Genomic DNA, 15,357 nt, shown 5'->3' on the forward strand with positions numbered 1-15,357 from the left:
GGTTAAGATAAAGGGGCACTTCCTCCATGAGGCGGAAGTGCTCTTTTCCATCCGCTTTGCATCACAACACGCGGTTCAGCAGCCGAAACTTCACCAGGTAAATGGCCGTGGTCACAAAGGAAAACGCGATCACGCTCCAGAGGATCAGTTCGCCGTACTGGTACCGGTACATGACCAACGGAAAGGCGATGTAAAACAAGACCGTGGTCAGCTTGCCAAACGCGTTGGCCGGCACTGTCTTTTTCCCGCGAAAATGGAAGAAGCCGGCGGCGATGATCATGCCCGCATCGCGCGCAAAGAAAAACAGGGCGGCCCAAAGACTGATCCGCTCTGTCAGAAACAACGAGGCGATCACTGCCATCATCATCAACTTGTCTGCCAGCGGGTCCATCATGATGCCAAACGTGGTCACCAGTTTGTGCTTCCGCGCAATGTACCCGTCCGCTATATCGGTAATTCCCGCCAGGATGAGAATGCCCAGGGCGATCTCCACATGGTACGGAAACGGCTGAAAAAAGACGTATAGGTACAAAGGGATGAGAACGATGCGAAAGACGGTAAGCGCATTGGGAAGATTCACGGATACCCCTCCGTATGAAGATCGTCACTCCCTATTTTCGCCACTTCATTATTATACTCTTAGGACAGCGGGCTCAACAAGAGCTGGAAGAATGAGCAAGGAGCGGCATCTTTTCCCGCCCCGGAACAAAAAGAAGAGGCCCCTCACCTCCATCGGATGGGGCCGTCTTCTGCTGCCGGATGTCTGTGTTACGTGTCCTGAAAAATCAGATCGTACATATGCTTGTAGGTGTTCAGATCAAACACTTCGGAAGCCGGTTTGTGTCCCAACACGCTGTATCCGATGACCAGACCGATGACCAGCGAGAAAAACATCAGAAACGGGATCAAGAGGATTTTTGCCAGTCGGAACGGCCACGCTTGACCGCCCCGGAGCTGCTCTCTCTCCCGGGCCTCCTGTCCGTCACGCGGGAAACGTTTTCCCTTTCCTTGGTCCATTGACGTCTCCTCCGACATTCCGAGTGGATTAGCGGCTGCGCAGGGAGTTGGCGATTCCCATCATCTGATCGGCAATCGCGATCGCGCGGGCGTTGAGCTGGTAGGCCCGCTGGACGTTGACCAATTGTGTCATCTCTTCCTGCAGATTGACGTTGGAGGCTTCCAGTGCTCCCTGACGGATCTTGGCGGCAGATTGTTCATACTTGGAGTACGGCGTCATTCCGGACGCAAGCTCCGCGTCGTATTCATTTTCCCCTACCTGTGTCAACTGGTCGGGGTTGGGTACCTTCCACACGCCAATCTGTCCCACCGTTGTTCCGTCGTTGGTGACGACTCCCTCGGGAGATACCTGCAGATTGCGAACGGGGCCCGTGATCATGATGGGGGTCCCGTCCACGTCTGTCAGCAAATCTCCTGCGGCATTATGCAGGACATACGAGCCCAGCTTGTCGTCGAACCGCACCTGAAAGGCTCCGTTTCGCGTAAAGCGGTACGTTTCCCCCACCATCGTCCCGTTGTTGTCGTAGAGAGGCCGGCTCACCAGGAAAAACCCTTCCCCCTCGATCATCAAATCCGTGGGGACATCGGTGATCTTGGCGCTGCCCGGGGCCATGTCCAGTTTGGTCAAGCCGATCCGCGCCCCGCTGCCGATGCGCAGCCCGGGCGGAGTCGAGCGCTGCTGCCTGTCCGCGGCCGGCTGTTCGTTCAGCGAATCGGACAGCAGTTCGGAAAACGACGCCGTGCGCCGCTTGTAGCCGACCGTGTCGATGTTGGCCAGGTTATTGGCGGTCGTGTCCAATGCCTGCTGGACGCTGCGCAGCGCCGCGCTCGAGATGTTCAGTGACTGCATCCACGCTACCTCCTATCTTACCCGTTTACCCGGCCGATTTCATTGGCCGCTTTTTCCAGCGTGCCGTCCACCGTGGTAATCACGCGCTGATTGGCTTCGTACGCCCGCAGCGCCGTCATCATGTCGGTCATCGTCTGGGCAGGGTCGACGTTGGCTCGCTCCAGCCAGCCCTGCTTCAAGCCGAATCGCCCTTCCACCGCCGGGTCGGTGTACTGGCCCTGCGCTCTCGCCGTCCGGTCATTCTGCAGGGCCTGCTCCAGATCCTCCGGCTGTCCGCCGCCTTCCCAGCGGTAGATGTTGGTGCCCTCCCGCACGAGCTGCAGCGGATTGGTCACCACTTTCAGGCCCAGCCGCTCACTGCCGCCGGGCAGCGGAAAGGCATTGCCCGCCTCGTCCGCACGGTACAGGGCGCCGTTGTCACCGATCTTCAACTGTCGGCCGGCGCTGTTCGCCGGATCGGCCGGATCGTTCACCCGGATGGCCCGGTTCTGGTCGTCCAGCACGTAGTAGCCGTCCGGCGTCACCAGGTAGCCGTCCGCATTGACGCTCCAGTTGCCGTTGCGCGTATAGCGGATCTGGTCGGGCTGGGCAGCCTGTCCGGGGTCGTCCAGTCTGGCCACGCTGAAAAACAGCCGGCGCTCATTGCCGTCCTGATCCGGCTGCAGGTTGTCCAGCAGCGCCACATCGTACGGATTGCGCGTCTCCGCAATATCGCCCTGGCGGAAGACCGGCAGCGCCTCCGACATGTAGACGCCGGTGTGCAGCCGGCCGATGACGGCAGGCTGTCCGCTCATGGTGGGCAGTCCTTGAATATCCGGTCCTTCCTGATCGCGGATGCGCGCAATCAACTGTTCCGGAAAGGCGCGCATTACGCCTACGTCCTGCTTGTAGCCCGGTGTGTTGATGTTGGCCAGGTTGTTGGCCAGCACTTCCTGACGCTGCTGCATCGCCAGCATGCCCGCAGCAGCCGTATACAAGCCTCTGATCACGCGGTATTACCCCCCGAAAAACTTCTTTTTCCGATACGCGGGCGCCTTGTCCAGATAGTCCAGCATCATGCCCGTCCCTTTGGCCACGCACATCATCGGATCCTCCGCCACCAGCACGGGAACCTTCAGTTCGTCGGCCAGCAGTTGGTCAATCCCGTGCAGCAGCGCGCCGCCGCCGGTCAGAAAAACGCCCTTATCAATAATATCGGCAGAAAGCTCCGGAGGTGTTCGTTCCAAAACGGATTTGGAGGCTTGTACAATAGCACTCACCGACTCGGCCAGGGCTTCCTGGACTTCGTACGAGTGGATGGTAATCGTCTGCGGTAACCCGCTCACCATGTCCCTGCCGCGAATGTCCATTTCGTCCTGGCGCCCGCCGGAAACCGTCCCGATCTGCATCTTGATGTCCTCGGCCGTACGCTCCCCGATCAGCAGCTTGTATTTGGTTTTTATGTACCGCATAATGGCCAGGTCAAATTTGTCGCCCGCTACTTTGATGGAGGAAGACGTGACAATGTCCCCCATGGACAGGACCGCTACGTCGGTCGTACCCCCGCCGATATCCACCACCATGTTGCCGGAAGGTTGAAAGATGTCCATGCCCGCTCCAACCGCCGCCACTTTCGGCTCTTCCTCGATAAACACCTCGCGCGCTCCGCCGCTGCGCTCAGCCGCTTCGCGGATCGCTTTCTGCTCCACCGAGGTGATGTTGGTCGGACAGCATATCAAAATGCGCGGGCGAGCAAACAGGCTTTTCCCGCCGATTTTGGCCAAAAAGTGTTTCAGCATGGCTTCCGTGATCTCAAAGTCCGCGATAACCCCGTCCCGCAAAGGTCGAATCGCCACGATGTTGCCCGGGGTGCGCCCTACCATGCGGCGCGCCTCGTTCCCCACGGCCAGTACTTTATTGGTCTGATTGTCGATTGCTACGACAGACGGTTCATCCAGGACAACGCCCTTGCCTTTCACAAAAATTAAGACATTGGCCGTACCCAGGTCGATTCCGATATCTTTGCCAAACATGAAAGTCCTCCCTGTTCCAGTTCATTCCTATCATTTATCATAGGCGGTTGCACGTGAGAGGACAAGGAAATTCTTCCTATTGTCAGGAAATATTTTCATCGCAAACCGGTACCGCTTAAACGCTCTCCTCCTGTTCCACCCGGACTTTTTTACTTCTCCGTTTGTATTTGATCTTGGTCGCTTCCCCTCCGCGGAGGTGTCTGATGGCCTTGTGGTACTCCAAAATTTCCTTTACCTGGTTCGCCAACTCCGGATTTATCTCAGGCAGCCGCTCTGTCAGGTCTTTGTGCACCGTGCTCTTGGAAACACCGAACTCTTTGGCGATCATGCGAACCGTATTGCGCGTCTCCACAATGTATCGACCGATCTTTATGGTTCGCTCTTTGATGTAGTCGTGCACGCTACTCGCCTCCCTGTATCAACATTGTCTGTTACAATATATGGGGGGGTGCGGACACATATTCTACGTTTCCAAGCCTGACAAGCCGGCACGACCGCATCTTTTTTCAAGAGCGTGTACACCCCGGCCGACAACACGCTTTCCCGGCGAACAGAAAGAAACCTGCAGAGACGTGGCCCTGCAGGTTTTTTGGCATGCTTTTGTGTTCGCTCCCGGATTGGGCGTTCGCGTCAGCGGACGGCTTACTGATGTTCCGCTTCCGGCTGGACGAGGTACTGCTCCGGATTGACTGGCTCCCCGTCCACGTGCACTTCGAAGTGGAGGTGAACGCCGGCGTCTTTTTCATAGACGTTGCGTCCGGCCGTTCCCAGCACCTGTCCCTGGGTGACCTGGTCGCCCGGTTTCACGGTGACTTTCTCCAGGCTCTGGTAGACCGTGACCAGCTTGTCGTCGTGCTCGATTTCCACCTTGAAGCCGACAAGCGGGTCGTTTTCCACCTTGGTCACTTTGCCGGCGAGCGCGGCGGTGACATCGAAGCTTTTGCCGTCGGTCGCCTTCAGGTCGATCCCGGTATGCGGGATGTACGTGTCCTTGTACGTGACGAGCGCCTTTTGCTGTTCGTCCTTGGACGCCTGTTCGTCATAGAAGCCCATCCCCTGTTCGTACTTCACACCCTTGCCGACCGGCCAGGCGAGCGGCTGCGGGTTGCCCGCCACCGGTACCGCGCCGTCCTTGCCGGCGGATTCATCGGCGGGAATGGCGGTGCCGTCCTGCGGTGTCGTGACGGCCACGCCGCCGTTGTCTGCGGTTTGTCCCGGCACCGTATCGGTGACGCTGCTCTGGTACCACATCACAATAGCGAGAATGATTGCTGCGGTGCCGATGTAGATTGCCGGAAACGCCCACTTCTTGCCCAACATGTTTTTCCAGGAGCTTGCCTTTTTAAATGGAATCGGTTGATTTTGATTTTTTTGATCTTCCATTGTATTCATCACCTCATCCCTCAGTATCGCCAGTTTTTTGGCGGATAAACCTGAGAGTGAGGGAAATCTTGAAAATTTGCGCAAAGCGGCGCGGCTAGCCTTTCAAGACGCTGCTGCAGTCCTCCAGCGAGATCCCCTGGTAAAAGTATTTGACGATCTGTTCCGCGTTTTTGCCCGCCTTGGCCATCCCGTTGGCTCCCCACTGGCTCATGCCGACGCCGTGCCCGTACCCTTTTGTCGTGATGTACACCTGGCCGCCCCGCAGTTCCAGGGAAAAGGCCGAGGAGTTGAGCCCCAGCCGTTCGCGAAACTCGCGACCGCTGAACTCCTTGCCGCCGATGCTGATTTTGCCCACGCGATTGCCCGTGGTCCGTTCCACGATCCGGTACCAGTTCCCCCCGGTAGCCGTCTCCTGCGCGATGCGCACCCCCAGTTTTTGCTCCAGGTCGGCCACCGTCAGCACCTGCGTCTTCTCGTAACTGGGCGACTGGATGTCCCAGGGGCTGGCGACGCTTTTCAAATAGGGCACCGGCTTTTCAAAATACTCGCTGGCGTTTTCGGTAAAGCCGTTGCTGGTGGAAAAAAACGTGGCGTCGATCGGTTCCCCCTGATAGGTGAGAACCACCCCCGCCGTCGCCTGCACCGCCTGCCGGATGCGCCCGTTTTTCCAGTCAAACTGCTCCTTCCACAGCTCCCTGCGCTGCTGCTCGTCCAGGTACGCCTGGTGTTTGACCGTATCCAATACCTGCGCCCCCGCCGGAACGTCGTCAAACTTCTTTTCGCTCAGCCGTCTGACGATGTAGGTGCGCGCTGCCATGGCCTGCGCCTTGAGCGCCTCCATCTCGAATTCGGCCGGCATTTCCGCCGCGACAACGCCCTCGATATACGTCTCCAGCGGGACGGTTTCCACCGTCTTTTTGTTGGTGCGGTACACCTTGACCTCGATCGGCGGACGGTTCGACGCCGGAGCGTGCGGGGCGACGGCAGCCACGTCGGCGCCGCCGTTAGACGGGGGAGAAAACAGGGACACCAGTGCGGCAGGCATCAACACGAGCAGGATCGGCAAACCGATGAACCAAACGATCAGGTAACGTTTCATGCGACAGCTCCTCCCCGTTTTGTGCTGGACAATTACAGTCTATGTACAAGCAGCGGGAGGTAGAACGAGAGAGTCAGAGAGACGGAAGTGCGCCTTTCTCGCCTGTACGGCACAAAAAAAGACTCCCCGCACAGGGAAGTCTCTCTGTCTATGCTTTTTTGTTCAGCCATCAGGCAAAATTGGGAGAAAAGCTGACTTTCACAGTCTCGGACGCCGCCGCTTCGCGAACATCCGCTTCCGGGGACAGCCGCTCGACGTCGGCGCCCAGTTGGCGCAACTTTTCCGTGAAGTTGACGTAGCCCCGGTCGATGTGGTGCAGGCCCGAGACCTCGGTCTCGCCCTCCGCCACCAGGCCGGCCAGCACCAGGGCCGCTCCGGCCCGCAGGTCGGTGGCCGTGACCTTGCTGCCGGTCAGCTTGGCACCGCCTTCCACAATGGCGCTCCGTCCTTCGATCTTGATATTCGCGTTCATCCGGCGAAATTCCTCGACGTGCATGAAGCGGTTTTCAAACACCGTTTCCGTCACGATGCTGGTGCCTTCCGATACCAGCAGGAGCGCCATCATCTGCGACTGCATGTCCGTCGGGAAGCCGGGATACGGCAGGGTTTTGACGTCAACCGCCTTGATCGGGCCGCTGCGGCGGACGCGGATGCCGTTTTCCTGCTCGTCCACCTGAACGCCCATTTCCCGCAGCTTGGCGGTGACCGATTTCAAGTGATCGCAAATCGCGCCTTCGATGAAGACATCGCCGCCGGTAATCGCCGCCGCCACCATAAACGTTCCGGCTTCGATCCGGTCCGGGATGACACAGTGGGTGCAGCCCTTGAGCGATTCCACGCCTTCGATGCGGATCGACCCGGTGCCGGCTCCGCGGATTTTGGCGCCCATGCCGTTGAGGAAGTTGGCCAGATCCACAATCTCCGGCTCTTCCGCGGCATTTTCAATCACGGTCGTCCCTTCGGCCAGGGCCGCGGCCATCATGATGTTTTCCGTCGCGCCCACGCTGGGAATATCCAGGTAGATTTTCGCGCCCTTCAACCGGCCCTCGACACTGGCTTCAATGAAACCTTGTCCGATTTCGATTTTGGCGCCCATCGCCTCAAAGCCCTTGAGGTGCTGGTCGATCGGGCGGGTACCGATGGCGCAACCCCCGGGAAGTGCGACGCGCGCCTTTCCCTGACGGGCGAGAAGCGGCCCCATCACCAGAAAGGACGCACGCATTTTGCGGACCAATTCATAGGAGGCTTCCACGCTCGTCAACCGGGAAGCCTGAATCGTCAGCACTTCGCGATCATATGTAAGGGAAATTCCCAACGATCTCAAGAGGTTGCATATGGTTCTGACATCGTCCAGAGCGGGTACGTCGTGAATGACGCATGTGCCCTTTTCTGCCAGAATGGATGCTGCAATGATAGGGAGTACGGCATTCTTGGCGCCGGAAACCTTGACCTTTCCCGCCAATGCCTTACCACCGCGGACAATGATTTTATCCAATGTGTACCCCTCCGCGTGCTAATATTCCGCTGTGATAATCGGTGTACCTACGGTGATCCACGTTCCAGATTGGCTGTCCCGGTGTGTAGCCACCTGTACATTCATCTTCGTTTTACCGTTTAACGCGATAAACGGTTTCCACGCCGGGGTGTACCCGGAGATGCTGACAACCGTCTCGTCCTGCAAACGTTCCAGTTCTTTTGCGTGGAGGGTGCGAAAAATCGACAAAATTTTACCCTCCTGTTGATCAACACTCAGTTTAACACTGTACATTCCGCGAACACAAGTGCTAATTTGCGGAATCAGGTCGGCTTTTATCAGGGCTTTGTCGAAGGCGTCCTGTATCACACCTATATATGGTAGGGAATCAGGGGCTCCGGTCAGAGACAGCACAAGATATGCATCATAGGCCCCCTGACGAGGGACCCCCGTGACCTGGAACCGTCCTTGTACCCCTTGCCGTTCAAACAGGACTTGGTACACATGGAGATTGGATTTCCGCGTCAGTTCGGCTTGCGGTACCGGAATGTCAAGTCGATGTGCCCATGCTTCGGCCAACTCTTTGATTTGCGCGGGACCAGATACCTGTCCCAATTCCGTGCGGATTCGCACCTGGATCGATACTCCTTCGGCTCCGGAGCCTTCCACCGCGTCGAGCAGCTGCGCCGCTGCCGGACGTTCCGGCTTCGCCTCTGCGGGCATCCGCCAAACCGTCACCCCCGCAGCCAACAGCAGCACGATCCACCACCCCGACCATTTCCCCATCGTCTTCCTCTCCCTTTTCACGCGCTTCTCTTTGTACCTCTTAGTTTGCACGGAAAATTGGAGGGATATACCAGCGGGCGTCGAGAGACTTCGTCCGTCGAACCGATACGCGGACCAGACCGCCTGCGTTCGGATGCGGTCAGGAGAAAACCTGTCCGATCATCAGGGACCAGCCCAGATAGTCAAGGAAAAAGCGGGCCACTTCGTATCCGATCACGAGCGACAGCAGGATTTGCAGCAGCTTGGCCTGCGCGCTGTCCGGTTTTTTCAGAAACAGATCGAAGCGAATGGCCTGCAGCCCCCACCAGCTCAGCGCGATGAAGAGCACAGTCAGAATGATGCTGACAACCCCGTAGATTTCTTGCTGCATGTTTTTTCCTCCTTCTCCTATATCGGCATACCCGCCCGGTTCCATAAATGCGGCCTGTGCAAAAAAAGGGGCGGCCTGTCGTGACAGCCGTCCCCTTTATTGTACCTGATGTTTGCCCGTCCATCACTGAAACTCTGGCGGCAGCATGTCGCCAAAGTTGAACGACGGATTGAACTGCGCCTGCAGATAGTTGGTGGCGACGCCCGGAAGCGCGCCGAAGAATACGGTGGCGGCGGCGAGGACCAGGACAAAGGCGCCGATGCCCTTTGGCACCGCGAGCGGCGCTTCGGTCGTGCCCGGCCGCATGTACATCTGCCGGATGATCCCGAAATAGTAGTAGTAGGACACCACGCTGGTCGCGATCATGATCGCCGCCAGCCAGTAGTTTTCCTGCGCGATGGCGCCCATGAACAGATAGAACTTGCCGAAGAAACCGGCCGTAATCGGTATCCCCGCCAGCGACAGCAGGAAGATGCTCATCGACACTGCCAGCAGCGGCGAGCGGTGGTACAGCCCGGCAAAGACCTTCAGCTCTTCGGTCTGCTGATCGCGCGTGACGACCATGATCACGGCAAACGCGCCGAAGATGACGAGCAGGTAGGCGAACAGGTAAAACATGACTTCGCCAAAGAACAGGGTCGTCGGCGGAACGAACGGCACCAGCAGGTACCCCGCCTGGGCGATCCCGGAGTAGGCCATCATCCGCTTGACGTTGGTCTGGCGCAGCGCCATGGTGTTCCCGATGATCATCGACGCGGCCGCCATCACGGCCAGATAGAGGCTGCCCTCTTCGAAAAAGAATCGGCCTGCCTCGCCGGGAACCTGGAAGAACGCGATCATCAGCAGGCGAAACACCAGCGCGAACCCGGCCGCCTTGGAGACGACCGCCAAAAAGGCGGTAACCGGCGTCGGCGCCCCCTGGTAGACATCCGGCGCCCACATGTGGTTGGGCGCGGCGGAAATTTTAAACGCCAGCCCCACCGCGAGAAAGGCAAACGCGGCGTACACGAGGAACTGGTAGCCTGCCAAGGACGCGTGAACCAGCCGGGAGGAAATCTCGTAAATGTTGGTGGTTCCCGTCAATCCGTACAGGTATGACATCCCGAACAGCGTGACCGCGGTGGCGATGCCGCCGGACACGACGTACTTGAATGCCGATTCGTTGGAATGCAGCGACGTTTTGCGCAATCCGACCAGCACGTACGAGGAGAGCGACAGCAGTTCCAGCCCGACAAACAGCGTGATCAGGTCGGCCGACGACGCCATCACCATCGCGCCGAGCAGGCCGGTCAGCAGCAGGTAGTAGTATTCGCCGCTGTGCTTCACTTCGCCCTGCTTCATGTAGGGAATCGACAGCAGCAGGGTAAAGGCCGCGCCCGCCAGGAACAGCAGCTTGAACGCATTGCCGTAGTCGTCGATCCGGATCATGTCCGCCATGTAGCTGTACGGTTTGTCGAGCGCATTCATAGTGACGAAGACAAACACGCCGGCCAGCACGACGCCGACCAGGGTCAGCCAGCCCAGCACCGTTTTGCCCAGCCGTTTTCCGGCAAACAGGTCCAGGAGAGACAGGAAGGTGGCAAAGCCGAGAATGATCCATTCGGGCAGAAGGTAGCTCCAGTCATACGAGAAAATAGTGTTTACGTCCATGGATTACCCTCCTATCCCCGTCACGATGGGTACGAGCGTTTTCAGAGTCTGCTGCATCGGATTGCCGAGCACCGCGGGATAGACCCCGATCAGGATGATGAAGCCGAGCAGCACCACCATCGGCACCACTTCCATCGGCTGGGCGTCGGCCAAGCCCTTCAGCCGTTCCGGCGTTGGGCCAAACGTCGTGCGCAGGATCGCCCGCAGCAGATAGGCGGCCGTCAACACGATGCCCAGCGTGCCGATCGCGGCGTGAACCGGCATGTCGCCAAACAACCCCAGGAAGGCGAAGAATTCGCTGATAAAGCCAGACATGCCCGGCAGTCCCAGGGAGGCCATCCCCGCCGTCAGCAGGATGCCGCTCACAAACGGCATCGATTTGGCCAGGCCGCCCAACTCGCTGATCATCGAAGTTTGCGTCCGTTCCCAGATCACGCCGATCAGGAAGAACAGCAGCGCGGAGATGAAGCCGTGAGAGACCACCTGGAACATCGCTCCCTGAAACCCGATCGTGTTCATCGCGGCAAATCCCAGCAATACGATGCCCATGTGGCTGATACTGGAGTAGGCCAGCACCATTTTCAAATCCTTCTGCACAAAGGCGAGCACCGCTCCGTACAGGATGTTGATCAGCCCCAGCACCGCCATCCACCCGGCAAACTGGTACGCCTGTTCGGGGAAAAAGCCGATGCCCATGCGCAAAAGCCCGTATGCCCCCATTTTCAGCAGGATGCCGGAGTGGATCATGACAATCGCCGGTGGCGCCTGCACGTGTACCTTCAACATCCAGGTGTGGAACGGGAACACGGGCAGCTTGACCGCAAACGCGATGAACAAGGCAAGAAACAGGCCGAAGCGGAACGCCGGCGTCATCGCGGCGGCGGCCGGATGGTCAGTCGATGCCAAAATCGTCGCGATCTTCTCCATGTTCAGCGTTTGCAGGAAGACAAACAGCACGATGAAGGCGATCAGCATGACCGCGGACCCGATCCCGTTGTACAGCAGGAACTTGTTGGCCGCCCGTTCACGCTCTCCGTAGCCCCAGATGCCGATCAGGAAAAAGGTCGGCACCAGCGTCAGTTCAAAGAAGATAAAGAACAGAAACAGGTTTTGCGCGGCGAATACGCCCAGCATGCCGATCAACAGCAGGTGAAACAGGATGAAGTATTCCTTCAGCCGTTTTTTGACCTGCCAGGAGGCGACCGCCGCCAGCGTGCCGACAAGCGCCGTCAGGACGATCAGCGGCATCGAGACGCCGTCCACACCCAGCTCGTAGGCGAGGTCAAACGTAAACATCGCCCCCCCTTGGGCGAACCCGATCGGGATGGAAATCCACTTGGCGCTCTCGACAAATTGCGGCTCCGCCGTCTCGTAGTTGAAGGCGGCGAACAGCATCAAGGACAGCGCCAGCGGCAGCAGCGTGCCCAGCACCCCAATCTGTTTGATCACACCGCCCTGATGACGCGGGACGAACGCCAGGATCAGGATGGCCAGCAGCGGCGAAAAGACGATCAAACTAAGCAGGATACTATTGACCAAAGAATCCACCTCCCTGCGCCGTCAGGCTGATCGCGACAACCAACAGCAGCAAGCCGAACAGCACCACGGCCCCGTACGACTGCACCTGGCCGTTTTGTGCCCGGGCATGCAGCGAGCCGATGCCTCTGGTTATTTTCGCGGTCAGGGCCACGAGACCGTCCACCACGTACCGGTCGAACAGATCCAGCAGAAGTCCGAGCCAACCGAGCGGACGGACGATGACGTAGTGATACAGTTCGTCGATAAAGTATTTGCGGTAGGACAATTGATACAGCCACGGCATCGCTTCCGGGATGGCGTCCGCCGGAATGTAGCGCTTGCCGTACATCAGATACGCCAGCACAATGCCCAGGAGCGAGACCAACAGCGCCACGATCTGCAGCCAGGCGGCGGCATGGCCCGTTCCCTCGCCAAATGCGGCGGTAATGGCCGCGCCGGTTTCGCCGGAAAGCAGCCATTTCGTCAGATACGGGGCGTACGGCGTGTTGACAAAGCCAGCCCCGATGGCCAACACGGCCAGGATCAGCAGCGGGCCGGTCATGACCCCCGGCGATTCGTGCCCATCGTGCCTGCCCCGCGGCTCCCCGGCAAACGTCAGGAAGAACAGCCGGAACATGTAAAACGCAGTGAAGAACGCGGCGATGATCGCCAGCCACAGCAGGTCAAAGCGGTGCGCCTCGTACACGGCGCTGAGAATCGCTTCTTTGGACCAGAAGCCGGCAAACGGGAAGATCCCCGCTATCGCCAGACAGCCGATCAAAAACGTCAGCGCGGTCACCGGCATCTTTTTCCACAGACCGCCCATCTCAAACACGTCCTGGGTATGTACCGCGTGGATGACACTGCCGGCCGCGAGGAACAGCAGCGCCTTGAAAAACGCGTGCGTCATCAGGTGGAACGTCCCCGCCACATAGCCGGCCGCGCCGGCCACCCCCAGCGCCAGCATCATGTAACCCAACTGGCTGACCGTCGAGTAGGCGAGCACCCGTTTGATGTCGCGCTGCGTCAGGCCGATGGATGCGGCAAAAATGGCCGTAAAGCCGCCGACGTAGGCCACCACGTCAAGCGCCGTTTCCGAAGCGAGAAACAGCGGATACGTGGCCGCCACCAGGTAAACGCCGGCCGCCACCATCGTCGCTGCGTGGATCAGGGCGGACACCGGCGTCGGCCCTTCCATCGCGTCCGGCAGCCAGGTGTGCAGCGGGAACTGACCGGACTTGCCGACCGCGCCGACGAAGATCAGGATCGCCGCCAGCGTAATCATCCACGGCTCCAGCTTGCCGAGCGCAATGCTGTCAAAAATTTGCGTGAACTCAAAGCTACCGGTCCACCAGAACAAGAGGCAGATGCCGATAAACAAGCCCAGGTCGCCAATCCGCGTGACGATGAACGCCTTTTTCGCCGCCGCCTTGGCCTCCGGCTTGAAGTAGTAATAGCCCACCAAAAGGAACGAGCAGACCCCTACCAGCTCCCAGAAGATGTAGACCTGCAGCAGGTTGGGCGAGATCACCAGGCCCAGCATGGAAAAGGTGAACAGGGCCAGGTATTGGTAAAACACGGGGAAACGCTCGTCTCCGTGCATGTATCCCTTGGAATAGATTTGCACTAGCAGGCTGACCAGCGTGACGATCACCAGCATCATGGCATTCAGTTGGTTCACTTCAAAGCCCATGGTGATGACGATGTCGCCCACCTGCAGCCAGTCGAGGGAGAACGTGTAATCGGACGCTCCCTCCTGAAACCTCTGCCAGAACGTCAGCGCCGCCACCCCAAACGACACGGCGGTCAACAGGATCCCGACGGCGGCAGCTCCTTCTTTCAACTGACGGCCAAACGAGACGATCACGATGAAAGCAAGAAGCGGAAACAGAGGAATCAGCCACGCGTATTGCATTAGGGTATCCATCTTTGTCCTCCTTTTCGTCTAGCGTTTCATCGAATCCATCTCGTCCACGTTGACGGTCTCCTTGTTGCGGTACAGCGCGATGAGGATCGCCAGCCCCACCGCCACTTCGGCTGCTGCCACCGTCATCGTGAACAGGGTGAAGATCTGCCCCGTCACGGCCGGGAACAGCCCGTACTTGGCGAACGCCACGAGGTTGATGTTGACCGCATTCAGCATCAGTTCGATGGACAGCAGCACAATGACCGCGTTTCGCTTGGTCAGCGCCCCGTACAATCCGACGCAAAACAGAATCAGGGCCACCAGCAAATAGGAGGTAATGTTTACGCTCATTCGCTGTCCCCCTCCTTTTTCGCCATGATGATCGCGCCCACCAGCGCCACCAGCAGCAGGACGGATACCAGTTCAAACGGAATGACGTACTTCGTGAAAATCTCCACGCCGAGCTGCTTGACGCTGGCCGTCTGCGCTGCGGCTCCCTCCGGCGGCGCCGTCCACACGGTCTTTTGGATGCCCCAGAACATCAGGCCGAACAGGCCGGCGACAAACACCAGGCTGAAGATGTTCTTCCAGGATCGTCCCGTCCCTTCGTCGGAAGCGTCGTGTTTGGTGAGCATGATCCCGAACAGCATCAGGATGGATATGGCGCCCGAGTATACCAGCACCTGGGCCACGCCGACAAACTCGGCCCCCAGCAGCACGAACAGGCCGGCGATGCTGATAAACGTGATCCCGAGCGAAATGACCATGTGCACCACCCGGGTGAAGCTGATCATGAAGACCGCGCCGCCGATCGTCAGAAGGGAGAGGATGAAAAAGGCCAGAAATTCGCCGGTCATGACTAATTCTCCTCCCTGACGTTGGTATTGTTGTCGTCCAGCCATTTCAGGTCCTTGTACAACTCGTCCCGGCTGTACACGGCCAGCTCGTAGTTGTTGGTCATCACGATCGCTTCCGTCGGGCACACCTCCGTACAGAGGTCGCACAGGATGCAGATTTCGAAGTTGATGTCGTAGGTGTCGATGATTTTCCCCTTTTTCTCCGGATCGGGATGGGGTTTGCCCGTCAGCTGGATGCACTCCGTCGGGCAGATGCGCGCGCACTGGTTGCAGACGATGCATTTTTCCGGCGAGAAGTGCTGAATGCCGCGAAACCGGGGCGGCATCGGAAAGGGCACGTCCGGGTAGAAATGGGTCACTTTTTTCTCGGTCAGCTTTTTAAACGTATACCCCAGGCCTTTGGCCAGTCCTAGCATGTGTGTCACCCCTCTGGAC

General features: G+C 58.7%; 17 protein-coding genes. All 17 read right to left on the minus strand.

Going from position 1 to position 15,357, the window contains the following annotated elements; genetic code table 11:
- Positions 1-61 precede the first annotated feature (61 nt).
- Positions 62-580 carry a CDP-alcohol phosphatidyltransferase family protein gene (locus tag FOI68_RS10565; RefSeq protein WP_029100343.1) on the minus strand — a complete coding sequence of 173 codons (519 nt, stop codon included), beginning with the start codon at positions 578-580 and terminating at the stop codon, positions 62-64.
- Between the two features lie 188 nt (positions 581-768).
- Positions 769-1,017, minus strand: coding sequence for a DNA-directed RNA polymerase subunit beta (locus tag FOI68_RS10570; RefSeq protein ID WP_035296066.1), 249 nt, complete (start codon positions 1,015-1,017; stop codon positions 769-771).
- A 28-nt stretch (positions 1,018-1,045) separates the two neighbouring features.
- Positions 1,046-1,867 (minus strand): flagellar hook-basal body protein, encoded by an 822-nt coding sequence (locus FOI68_RS10575; protein WP_143863156.1) that lies wholly within the window; start codon positions 1,865-1,867, stop codon positions 1,046-1,048.
- Positions 1,868-1,884: 17 nt separating this feature from the next.
- A complete protein-coding gene (locus FOI68_RS10580; RefSeq protein ID WP_143863157.1) occupies positions 1,885-2,856 on the minus strand; it encodes a flagellar hook-basal body protein in 972 nt (323 codons plus the stop codon).
- A 6-nt stretch (positions 2,857-2,862) separates the two neighbouring features.
- A complete protein-coding gene (gene mreB / locus FOI68_RS10585) occupies positions 2,863-3,879 on the minus strand; it encodes a rod shape-determining protein (RefSeq protein WP_029100347.1) in 1,017 nt (338 codons plus the stop codon).
- Between the two features lie 115 nt (positions 3,880-3,994).
- The gene (gene spoIIID, locus FOI68_RS10590; protein ID WP_003388385.1) at positions 3,995-4,279 is read right to left on the minus strand and encodes a sporulation transcriptional regulator SpoIIID; all 285 of its coding nucleotides are present in this window, start codon (positions 4,277-4,279) and stop codon (positions 3,995-3,997) included.
- Between the two features lie 242 nt (positions 4,280-4,521).
- Positions 4,522-5,262, minus strand: coding sequence for a M23 family metallopeptidase (locus FOI68_RS10595; protein WP_029100348.1), 741 nt, complete (start codon positions 5,260-5,262; stop codon positions 4,522-4,524).
- A 94-nt stretch (positions 5,263-5,356) separates the two neighbouring features.
- Positions 5,357-6,361, minus strand: a complete 1,005-nt coding sequence (gene spoIID / locus FOI68_RS10600; RefSeq protein WP_143863159.1) for a stage II sporulation protein D — start codon at positions 6,359-6,361, stop codon at positions 5,357-5,359.
- Positions 6,362-6,530: 169 nt separating this feature from the next.
- Positions 6,531-7,856, minus strand: coding sequence for a UDP-N-acetylglucosamine 1-carboxyvinyltransferase (murA, locus tag FOI68_RS10605; protein ID WP_029100350.1), 1,326 nt, complete (start codon positions 7,854-7,856; stop codon positions 6,531-6,533).
- An 18-nt stretch (positions 7,857-7,874) separates the two neighbouring features.
- A complete protein-coding gene (locus FOI68_RS10610; protein WP_143863162.1) occupies positions 7,875-8,621 on the minus strand; it encodes a YwmB family TATA-box binding protein in 747 nt (248 codons plus the stop codon).
- A gap of 139 nt (positions 8,622-8,760) precedes the next feature.
- Positions 8,761-8,991: a DUF1146 family protein gene (locus FOI68_RS10615; protein WP_029100352.1), complete on the minus strand. Its 231-nt coding sequence runs from the start codon at positions 8,989-8,991 to the stop codon at positions 8,761-8,763.
- A gap of 123 nt (positions 8,992-9,114) precedes the next feature.
- A complete protein-coding gene (gene nuoN / locus FOI68_RS10620) occupies positions 9,115-10,641 on the minus strand; it encodes an NADH-quinone oxidoreductase subunit NuoN (RefSeq protein ID WP_143863164.1) in 1,527 nt (508 codons plus the stop codon).
- Between the two features lie 3 nt (positions 10,642-10,644).
- The gene (locus FOI68_RS10625; RefSeq protein WP_035296084.1) at positions 10,645-12,180 is read right to left on the minus strand and encodes a complex I subunit 4 family protein; all 1,536 of its coding nucleotides are present in this window, start codon (positions 12,178-12,180) and stop codon (positions 10,645-10,647) included.
- Complete coding sequence (gene nuoL / locus FOI68_RS10630; RefSeq protein WP_143863165.1) at positions 12,170-14,086, minus strand: NADH-quinone oxidoreductase subunit L; 1,917 nt, start codon at positions 14,084-14,086, stop codon at positions 12,170-12,172. Before nuoL ends, FOI68_RS10625 begins: the two co-directional genes overlap by 11 nt.
- Positions 14,087-14,104: 18 nt before the next feature.
- Positions 14,105-14,416: an NADH-quinone oxidoreductase subunit NuoK gene (nuoK, locus tag FOI68_RS10635; RefSeq protein ID WP_029100356.1), complete on the minus strand. Its 312-nt coding sequence runs from the start codon at positions 14,414-14,416 to the stop codon at positions 14,105-14,107.
- Positions 14,413-14,922 carry an NADH-quinone oxidoreductase subunit J gene (locus tag FOI68_RS10640; protein ID WP_035296089.1) on the minus strand — a complete coding sequence of 170 codons (510 nt, stop codon included), beginning with the start codon at positions 14,920-14,922 and terminating at the stop codon, positions 14,413-14,415. Before FOI68_RS10640 ends, nuoK begins: the two co-directional genes overlap by 4 nt.
- Before the next feature lie 2 nt (positions 14,923-14,924).
- The gene (gene nuoI, locus FOI68_RS10645; RefSeq protein ID WP_029100358.1) at positions 14,925-15,338 is read right to left on the minus strand and encodes an NADH-quinone oxidoreductase subunit NuoI; all 414 of its coding nucleotides are present in this window, start codon (positions 15,336-15,338) and stop codon (positions 14,925-14,927) included.
- Between the last annotated feature and the right edge of the window lie 19 nt (positions 15,339-15,357).

This window comes from Brevibacillus sp. LEMMJ03, assembly GCF_007197875.1.
GTDB classification, from domain to species: Bacteria; Bacillota; Bacilli; order Brevibacillales; family Brevibacillaceae; genus Brevibacillus; species Brevibacillus thermoruber.